The 8,008-nt window shown below is 71.3% G+C and carries 10 protein-coding genes; 7 read left to right on the top strand and 3 right to left on the bottom strand.

Annotated features, from left to right (window positions below):
• Positions 1-617: 617 nt before the first annotated feature.
• Positions 618-1,001: a MerR family transcriptional regulator gene (locus BMY97_RS39190; protein WP_091627827.1), complete on the bottom strand. Its 384-nt coding sequence runs from the start codon at positions 999-1,001 to the stop codon at positions 618-620.
• Positions 1,002-1,093: 92 nt separating this feature from the next.
• Between BMY97_RS39190 and BMY97_RS39185 the strand changes: the two genes are divergently transcribed.
• The gene (locus BMY97_RS39185; protein ID WP_245787730.1) at positions 1,094-2,095 is read left to right on the top strand and encodes an aldo/keto reductase; all 1,002 of its coding nucleotides are present in this window, start codon (positions 1,094-1,096) and stop codon (positions 2,093-2,095) included.
• A gap of 81 nt (positions 2,096-2,176) precedes the next feature.
• Here the strand turns inward: BMY97_RS39185 and BMY97_RS39180 are convergent, their stop codons facing one another.
• Positions 2,177-2,734 (bottom strand): TetR/AcrR family transcriptional regulator, encoded by a 558-nt coding sequence (locus tag BMY97_RS39180; RefSeq protein ID WP_091627824.1) that lies wholly within the window; start codon positions 2,732-2,734, stop codon positions 2,177-2,179.
• Positions 2,735-2,925: 191 nt separating this feature from the next.
• Here BMY97_RS39180 and BMY97_RS39175 point away from each other — a divergent pair, with 191 nt between their 5' ends.
• The 5 genes from BMY97_RS39175 to BMY97_RS39155 all read left to right on the top strand — a co-directional run bounded on the left by BMY97_RS39175 (position 2,926) and on the right by BMY97_RS39155 (position 6,544).
• Positions 2,926-3,720: a serine protease gene (locus tag BMY97_RS39175; protein WP_091627862.1), complete on the top strand. Its 795-nt coding sequence runs from the start codon at positions 2,926-2,928 to the stop codon at positions 3,718-3,720.
• Between the two features lie 128 nt (positions 3,721-3,848).
• Entirely contained in the window at positions 3,849-4,346 is a 498-nt protein-coding gene (locus tag BMY97_RS39170) for a YbaB/EbfC family nucleoid-associated protein (RefSeq protein ID WP_091627860.1), read from the top strand.
• A gap of 25 nt (positions 4,347-4,371) precedes the next feature.
• Positions 4,372-4,710, top strand: a complete 339-nt coding sequence (locus BMY97_RS39165; RefSeq protein ID WP_091627822.1) for a hypothetical protein — start codon at positions 4,372-4,374, stop codon at positions 4,708-4,710.
• Positions 4,707-5,831, top strand: coding sequence for a hypothetical protein (locus tag BMY97_RS39160; RefSeq protein ID WP_091627820.1), 1,125 nt, complete (start codon positions 4,707-4,709; stop codon positions 5,829-5,831). The genes BMY97_RS39165 and BMY97_RS39160 overlap by 4 nt, the downstream gene beginning before the upstream one ends.
• Entirely contained in the window at positions 5,762-6,544 is a 783-nt protein-coding gene (locus BMY97_RS39155; RefSeq protein ID WP_342744083.1) for a hypothetical protein, read from the top strand. Before BMY97_RS39160 ends, BMY97_RS39155 begins: the two co-directional genes overlap by 70 nt.
• Positions 6,545-6,547: 3 nt before the next feature.
• Here BMY97_RS39155 and BMY97_RS39150 read toward each other — a convergent pair whose 3' ends face one another.
• Positions 6,548-7,087 carry a MarR family winged helix-turn-helix transcriptional regulator gene (locus BMY97_RS39150; protein WP_245787729.1) on the bottom strand — a complete coding sequence of 180 codons (540 nt, stop codon included), beginning with the start codon at positions 7,085-7,087 and terminating at the stop codon, positions 6,548-6,550.
• An 83-nt stretch (positions 7,088-7,170) separates the two neighbouring features.
• Here BMY97_RS39150 and BMY97_RS39145 point away from each other — a divergent pair, with 83 nt between their 5' ends.
• The gene (locus tag BMY97_RS39145; protein WP_091627817.1) at positions 7,171-8,007 is read left to right on the top strand and encodes an oxidoreductase; all 837 of its coding nucleotides are present in this window, start codon (positions 7,171-7,173) and stop codon (positions 8,005-8,007) included.
• Position 8,008: the final 1 nt, after the last annotated feature.

The following is an 8,008-nucleotide window of genomic DNA, read 5'->3' as shown; positions in this document are numbered from 1 at the left end:
AACAAGTGCGTCCCCCGGCCCGACCCCGGTCACCAGCTGCACCACCGCCCAGCCCCGGCTGACCCCATCAGCCACCCGCGCCCGAACAAGTGCGACCCCGGTCACCAGCCCCGGCGCCGCCCGGCCCCATTGGCCGCCAGAGCACCACCCGCACCCCAACAACCGCGTCCCCGGCCCAACCCGGCACGACCTGGACGACCGCGACACGGACCCGCGCACGGTGGTCCTCCTCGGTCACCAGCCACACCACCGCCCCGCCCCAGCCGACCCATCAGCCACCAAAGCACCACCCACACCCCAGCAACCGCGTCCCCGACCCAACCCCGGTCACCAGCCACACCACCGCCCCGCCCCAGCCGACCCATCAGCCACCAAAGCACCACCCACACCCCAACAACCGAGTCCCCGACCCAACCCCGGTCACCAGCCACACCACCGCCCCGCCCCGGCAACAGCGTGCGGCCACCCCGCCCGGACCGGCCCCAGCCAGCGGCCGGAGAACCGCCCAGCCCGAGCATGCGCACCACCCCACAGCACCTCCGCCGCGGCCTCCACCGAGCGGCCGGGACGCCACCTCGCCCGGGCCGATCCGTCAGCAGCCGGTCCGGTGGCCGTGGTCAGACGCTGGCGAGGTCCTCGTTCTCGACCGCGCCGCGGTAGAACGCGATCTTCATCCGGATGTGCTCCTGGTGCCCGCGCAGGCGGCCGATCTGGTCCTCGACCCGTTCCTCGTGCTCGCGCAGCACGGCGAGGCGCTCGGCGCGGGTGCTGTCGCCCTCGCGGAGGAGCCCGACGAAACGGAGCATCTCGGCGATCGGCATCTCGGTGTCGCGCAGGCAGCGCAGCAGCCGGAGGAAGCCGAGGTCCTGTTCGGTGAAGCGGCGGCGGCCGCCGGCCGTGCGGCCGACCTCGTGCAGCAGGCCGATCCGCTCGTAGTAGCGGAGCGTGTCGATGGAGAACCCGGTCCGGGCGGTGACTTCGGCTGGTGAGTAAGAGTCCACGCACCCACCCTCGCACCTGGACCGCGCTCCAGGTCAAGCACCGGGTCCGCGGGCTTGACCCGGACCGCGCTCCGGGGTGTTCGCTCGAAACCATGACTGCACCGTTGACCGGACTGGACGACCACCGGCCGCTGGGCCGCTCAGGCCTGCGCGTCTCACCGCTGGCGCTGGGCGCGATGACCTTCGGCGACTCCGCCCTCTGCTCCGACGACGACACCTCCCGCAAAGTGTTCCGCACCTACCTCGAAGCGGGCGGCAACCACGTCGACACCGCCGACAACTACGGCGCCGGGCGCAGCGAAGAACTCGTCGGCGAGTTCCTGCGCGAGGTGCCCGGCCGCGACGACCTCGTGCTCGCCACCAAGTACTCCGGCCCGCGCTTCACCGCGAACGGGATCGAGCGGAACGTCGCCCGGCGCAGCAACGGGCGCAAGAACATGATCGCCTCGCTGGAGGCGTCGCTGCGCCGGCTCGGCGTCGACCACGTCGACCTGTACTGGCTGCACATCTGGGACGGCTTCACCCCGGCCGAGGAGGTCGTCTCGGCGTTCGACGACCTGGTGCGCGCCGGCAAGGTCCGCGCGGTCGGGCTCAGCGACGTCCCGGCGTGGTACGCGACGAAGGCCGCGATGCTGGGCGGCCCGCCGATCACCGCGATGCAGCTGGAGTACTCGCTCGTGGAGCGCTCGATCGAGACCGAGCACGTGCCGCTGGCGCGGGAGTTCGGCATCGCGGTGCAGCCGTGGGGCGCGATCGGCGGCGGCTTCCTGTCCGGCAAGTACTCCCGCGAAACCCGGGCCGACGGCCGCCTCGCCGGCGAGCGGCACTCCGAACAGCGCTGGGCGGTCCTCGACGTCGTGCGCGAGATCGCCACGACGGCCGGCTGCACCCCGGCCCAGGTCGCGATGCACTGGGTCACCCGGCAGCCGGCCATCGCCGGCACCCTCGTCGGCGCGCGCACGCCGGAGCAGCTCACGGACACCGTCGGCGCGCTGGCGCTCGACCTGCCCGCCGACCAGCTGGACCGGCTGGCCGAAGCGAGCCGCCCTGAACTTCCCTTCCCGCACAGCATCATCAAGCGCCTCAACGGCTGAGCCCGACCGGCGGTGGCGAGGATCGGACGCGGCTCTCGCCACCGCGCGGGCGTTTCGCGGGCAGGAGCACCACCCCAGCACTCAAGCCCGGCGCAACAACGCGAGCACTCCGGTGACAGCGCGGTCGAACTCCGCACTGTCACCGGCGGCCTTCGCGAGCACGTAACCGCCCTGCAGCACGGCGACGATCGTGGCCGCGGTGGCCGCCGGGTCCAGCTCCGCGTCGAACTCGCCGTGGTCGCGTCCCTCGGCGAGGACGGCGGCCAGCCGGTCGCGCAGCCAGTCGAAGGTCTCGCCGAGCGGCGCGCGCAGCACCGGGTCCGCCATCACGTCCGGGTCCTGCGTGAGCCGTCCGACGGGGCAGCCCTTCAGCACCTCTCGCTCGCGCCGCAGGTACGCCGCGATCCGCTCGAGCGCCGGACCCGGCGCGGCCAGCCGCCGCTCCGCTTCGGCGCGCACCTCGCCCGCGCTGCGCTCGATCGCCACCCGCGCGAGGTCCGATTTCCCGCGGAAGTGGTGGTACATGCTGCCCTGCCCGGCGCCGGCGCGCTCCTGGATCACCTTCGGGCTGGTGCCGACGTAACCCCGTTCCCAGAGCAGTTCCCGGGTGCTTTCGATGAGCCGTTCGGACGCGTCCACCCCAGGAACCGTACCTACCGGTAGGTACAACCGCCAGCCCTACCCGGTGCCGCTCGCGTCCAGCCCGCCGAGACGGACAAAAACCAACTATGTTCGCGAATTTTCAGAACACGACTTACGTAGCTACCCGGGCCCCGAGCCGGTCTGGTCTGCTCGCAAACGCACCTTTCCGGTCCCGAAGGGAGATGTTCATGCAGGTAGACGGACGTTCACTGGCTCGACGCGCGGCGCTGGCGCTCGCCGCGGCCGCGGCCTTCGCTGTCGTCGCCGCGCCCGGCGCCTCGGCCGGCGCGGGGCCCCTGATCGTCGGCGGCTCACCGACCACCATCGACGACTTCCCGGCCACCGTCATCTTCAACGTCGACGGCGCCCAGCACTGCGCGGGCACCCTGGTCGCGAAGAACAAGGTGCTCACCGCCGCGCACTGCACCGACGGCGTCAAGGCCGCGCAGATGGAGATCATCGGCGGCCAGACCAACTTCAGCGACACCACCGGCGAGAAGGCCGGCGTGAGCGACGTCTGGCAGAACCCCGCGTTCGACATGAACGGCATGCAGCACGACAACTCCGTGCTGACGCTGGACAAGGACCTGCCGTACCAGCCGGCGACGCTCGTGCAGTCCGCGGACGACGCGGCGTATAAGGCGGGCGCCGACGTCACCGTGGTCGGCTGGGGCACCACGTCGGAGGGCGGCGACGTCTCCGACCAGCTGCTCAAGGTGAACGTTCCGGTGGTGGACAACACCACCTGCGCGGACGACTACAGCAAGTCCGGTTCGAACTACGACAAGGCGTCGATGTTCTGCGCGGGCGTCCCCGAAGGCGGCAAGGACTCCTGCCAGGGCGACTCCGGCGGCCCGGCCTACGTCGACGGCAAGCTCGCCGGCATCGTGTCCTGGGGCCAGGGCTGTGCCCGCAAGGACTTCCCCGGCGTGTACACCAACGTGGGCAACGACTACACCACGATCAGCTCCCACCTCGGCTGAGCCGGCGACGGGGCGGCCCGGGTGTTTCCGCCCGGGCCGCCCCGTCGTTTTCGGGAAAGCCGAACGGAAGCCCGCGCGGATATGTCATGATCTGGACACATGACCACGAATCGCGCATCGGAGACACCATGTCCGCCCACATGGACGAGCTGATCGCCCAGTTCCGCACTTTCCAGGCGAAGACGCAGCAGGCCGAGACCCGCTTCGAGGGTGTCGCCGACATGCAGGAGCAGATCGCCCAGGTCCGTACGTCCGTGACCTCGCCGGACGGCACCGTGACGGTCGTCGCCGGGGCCGGCGGCAGCGTCACCGATGTCCAGCTCTCCCCGGAAGCCATGCGACTCGACCCGGCGCGGCTGTCCGCCACGATCATGAGCACCCTGCGCCAGGCCGTGGCCGGCGCGGTGCAGCAGCAGGCCGGGATCGTGGACGAGGCCTTCGGCGACACGCTCGGCGTCGACATCTCGGCGCAGATTCGCGAAGCGCAGGCCGAAGCGTTCGGAACCGCCGCCGACGAACCCGCGTCACAGCAGCAATCGCCGGCGCAGCAGGCATCCAGGCCCGGCCGCGGCGCCGGCCCGGAGGACGACGACTACTTCGACGCCAACTCGTTCCTCCGCCGCTGACCGATCCGACCGAGGGAATTCCGCGATGCCAGACGGAATACAGACGAACATCGACGCGATCGCCGAGTACACCCGCCAGCTGCCGTACTACGAGCAGGAAGCGGGCAAGTTCGGCGCCAAGATCGACGCCGCCGACGTGGGCGACCAGTCGTGGGGGGTGGTCGGCATCTTCGCCAAGCAGGGCTACACCGACCACCTCGCCGACCTGCGCTCGCTGCTGAACGACCTGAAGGACGGCGTCGACGCGCTGACCACCAAGCTCGGCACCGCGGCACAGATGTACCAGGGCGCCGAAGACGCCGGGAAGATCACCTTCGGCCGGTACGAAGCGGAAATCGACGCAGTGGGGAAGCCGGGCTCATGACCGAGAAGAAGAGCATCGCCGACACCCTGAACGTGTCGGGCTACGACGAGAGCACGGGCGCGAACGTCGACCGCGGGCTGAGCGCGGCGCCGGTGGTCGGCACGCTCTACGACTCCGGCAAGTCGATCGCCGGGCACGCCCAGCAGGCTGCCCAGGCGGACAGCCCGGGCGAGCTGGCGTCCGCGGGCGCCGCGCTGGTCGGCGACGGCGCGTCGTTCGTCGGCGCCGCGGCCGGCGACATGGTCACCTTCGCCATGGACCCGATCGGCTGGCTGGTCAGCCACGGGCTCAACATGCTGCTGGAGCTCGTCCAGCCGTTGCAGGACGCGCTGCACCAGGTCACCGGCGACGGCCCGGCGATCGGGCACGCGTCGGAGAACTTCACCACCATCGCGCAGGGCTTCGTCGCGCTCGCCGAGGACTTCGAGCGGACCGGCGACACCGCGCTGGCCGACTGGGTCGACGACGCCGGCAACGCCGCGAAGGAAGCGCTCGGCGACTTCTCCTCCGGCATCCGCGGGGTCGGCTCGGCCGCCGGCACGGTGGCCGAGGTGCTGCAGATGTGGTCGATGGTCATGGTGGTCATCGAGGAGGTGATCAAGGCGATCATCACCGAGCTGGTCTCCTGGCTGATCACGCTCTGGCTGCCCGCGCTGGCCGCGTCGGTGATCAGCTTCGGCGGCTCGGTCGCCGCGGCGATGACCGCGTCGATCGCCAAGGCCGCCAGCGTGCTCGCGAAGGTCACCCGCTACCTCGGCAAGTTCGGCAAGCTGCTCGACACCTTCATGGAGTTCCTGGTCAAGATCGCCGGGAAGATGGAAGTGTTCACCAGGAAGCTGCGGGTCGGCGTGATGCCCGGGGAGACCAAGTTCGGGCTCGGCGCGGCCGCGCAGGGCTTCCAGCCGAGCAACCGGGTGCTCTCCACGATGTTCGGCACCTCGGTCGGGGCCGGCCCGCTGGTCGCCGGGGCGAGCGTCAAGGCCGGGATCGGGGCCGGCAAGGCTTTGGCCGGCGAAGGCAAGGAAGCGGTCAGCGCCGAAGGAGACACACCGTGGTTCGACAAGAGCGAAATCGGCGGGGACCAGAGCCCGGAGCAGACCCGCAAGAACCTGGACATCTAGCCGCAGACCTGGGCGAGCTGGCCGAGCAGGCCCCGGCCGACGCCCGGCGCGCGGCCGGGCAGAAGATCTTCGCCCACCAAGAGCGGCTGGACGCCAAGACGGCCAAGCTCATGGTCCGCCCCGGGTTCCGGGAGCGCGTCGAGGCGCTGATGCGGGACCAATGGCGCGAGCCGGTCATCGCGGTGCGCCTGCAAGAGGACGGCTTGAGCTTCGAGGTGCCCGGACGTCGCCAGGACGGGACGGTCAAAGGGAAGCGGCTGGTCCGGCGGTTCTTCTGGAACATCCTGCGCGGCATCGGCATCGGCGTGGCCTACGTCCTCTACCTCGCGAACGGCGCGGGCAGCGGCGGCGGGAAATCGGGGAGCGCATCCGGCCGGGCGGTCGCCGTCACCGGGCCCGCCGACGCGATGGCACTCGGCCTGCTCGACGGGATCCGGGCGGCGGACGGGCCCTGGCTGGTGTTCTCGCCCTCGCACGTCGCGCTGGTGGACACCGGCTCGACCCAGCGCGAGCCGAAGGACGCTCCCCCGCCGGAAATCCTCTGGCAGGCCCGTATTCCGCAGGAACTCGAGGTCAACCTCCGGCGCCGCAAGCTGGCTTGGCCGGACGGGTCGGTTTTCGCCTTCCCGCTCCACAACCGCGGTGAAGAGCAGCATCTGCGGGGCTACGTCGAAGCCCCGGACATCGTGCACTGGGACGGGCGGCCGGAGTAGCCGTCACCCCGGCCGTACGACGTCCATTGTGGACGAAGCACCGAACTCCGCCTCGAACCGGGCCAGCAGGGTGCCCAGCAACGGGTTCAGCACCGCCAGCTCGTCGGCGGTGAGGGCGTCCGCGAAGAGGTCGCGCTCGTCCGCGGTGCGTTTCCCCGTCGCGGCGGACCAGCGGCGGCGGCCTTTCGCGGTCAGGCGGACGGGGCGGCTGCGGCCGTCCGCGGCGGGCACGCGTTCCACCAGGCCGGCGCGCGCCAGGCGGTCGATCCGGACGCTCACCGTCCCCGACGTCACGCCCAGGTGGTCACCCAGCTCCTTCGGCGTCAGCACGCCCGGCGCGCCGGAGCGGTGCAGGGCCGAGAGCGCCTGCCAGTCGCCCAGCGACAGGTCGTGGGCGGCGGCCGCGCGGCGCAGCACCTGCTCGAACTGCCTCGACAGCCGCCCGATCCGCTGGCGCGCCGCCTCCACCTCCGGGTCGACGCCGGCCGGCATGGCGCGGATCCACGCCGCCAGGCCCGCGGTGACCGAGTCCGCCTGCTCCATTGACCATCCCCCTGAGCACACTTCCTTGAGTATCAAGGTACTTTGGTTTGAGACTCAAGATAACGCGTTCAAGGAGGTTTGTCATGACCGACAACGGAACCGGCCGGGTCTGGTTCATCACCGGCACGAGCTCCGGCTTCGGCCGCACGCTCGCCGAGGCCGCGCTGGCCCGCGGCGAACGGGTCGTCGCGACGGCCCGTGACGTCCGCGCCGTCCAGGATCTCGCCGGCCGCGCGCTGGTGGCCCGGCTCGACGTCACCGACCCCGCCTCGATCCAGGCGGCCGTCGACACCGCGCTGGCGGAATACGGCCGCATCGACGTGCTGGTGAACAACGCCGGCCACGGCCTGGTCGGCGCGCTCGAAGAACTGTCCGACGAGCAGACGCGCGAAGTGCTCGAGACCAACGTGTTCGGCGTGCTCGCCGTGACCCGCGCGGTCCTGCCGCACTTCCGTGCGCGGCGCAGTGGCCACATCGTCCAGCTCTCGTCCGTCGGCGGGGTCGTGGCCACCCCGGGGCACGCGATCTACGCGACGTCGAAGTTCGCGCTGGAGGGGATGTCCGAGGCACTCGCCGGCGAGGTGGCGACGCTGGGCATCCGGGTCAGCATCGTGGAGCCGGGCCCGTTCCGCACCGATTTCGCCGGCCGGTCGATGGTCTTCTCCGAGCCGATCGACGACTACCGCGAGACCGCCGCCAAGCACATCCGAGCCCGCTTCGCCGAAAGCTCCGGGCAGCAGCCGAACGACCCGGCCCGCGCCGCCGAAGCCATCTTCAAGCTCGTCGGCACCGAGGACTCCCCGCTGCGGCTGCCGCTCGGCCCCGAGGCGGTCGGCGCCATCCGCAAGAAGCTGGAGAAGCAGCTGGCCGACCTCGAGGCGTGGGAGGCCGTCGCGGTCGACACCCGGTACGCGGACTGAC

It is taken from the genome of Amycolatopsis saalfeldensis (assembly GCF_900110575.1).
Taxonomy (GTDB): domain Bacteria; phylum Actinomycetota; class Actinomycetes; order Mycobacteriales; family Pseudonocardiaceae; genus Amycolatopsis; species Amycolatopsis saalfeldensis.
Note: the sequence above shows the minus strand (reverse complement) of the source record. Positions and strands in the feature narration are given on the sequence as shown.

Bases quoted from the DNA above. Each gene is read 5' to 3' on its own strand.
- BMY97_RS39185 (WP_245787730.1), top strand. From the start codon at position 1,094: ATGACTGCACCGTTGACCGGACTGGACGACCACCGGCCGCTGGGCCGC.
- BMY97_RS39175 (WP_091627862.1), top strand. From the start codon at position 2,926: ATGCAGGTAGACGGACGTTCACTGGCTCGACGCGCGGCGCTGGCGCTC.
- BMY97_RS39170 (WP_091627860.1), top strand. From the start codon at position 3,849: ATGTCCGCCCACATGGACGAGCTGATCGCCCAGTTCCGCACTTTCCAG.
- BMY97_RS39165 (WP_091627822.1), top strand. From the start codon at position 4,372: ATGCCAGACGGAATACAGACGAACATCGACGCGATCGCCGAGTACACC.
- BMY97_RS39160 (WP_091627820.1), top strand. From the start codon at position 4,707: ATGACCGAGAAGAAGAGCATCGCCGACACCCTGAACGTGTCGGGCTAC.
- BMY97_RS39150 (WP_245787729.1), bottom strand. From the start codon at position 7,087: ATGGAGCAGGCGGACTCGGTCACCGCGGGCCTGGCGGCGTGGATCCGC.
- BMY97_RS39145 (WP_091627817.1), top strand. From the start codon at position 7,171: ATGACCGACAACGGAACCGGCCGGGTCTGGTTCATCACCGGCACGAGC.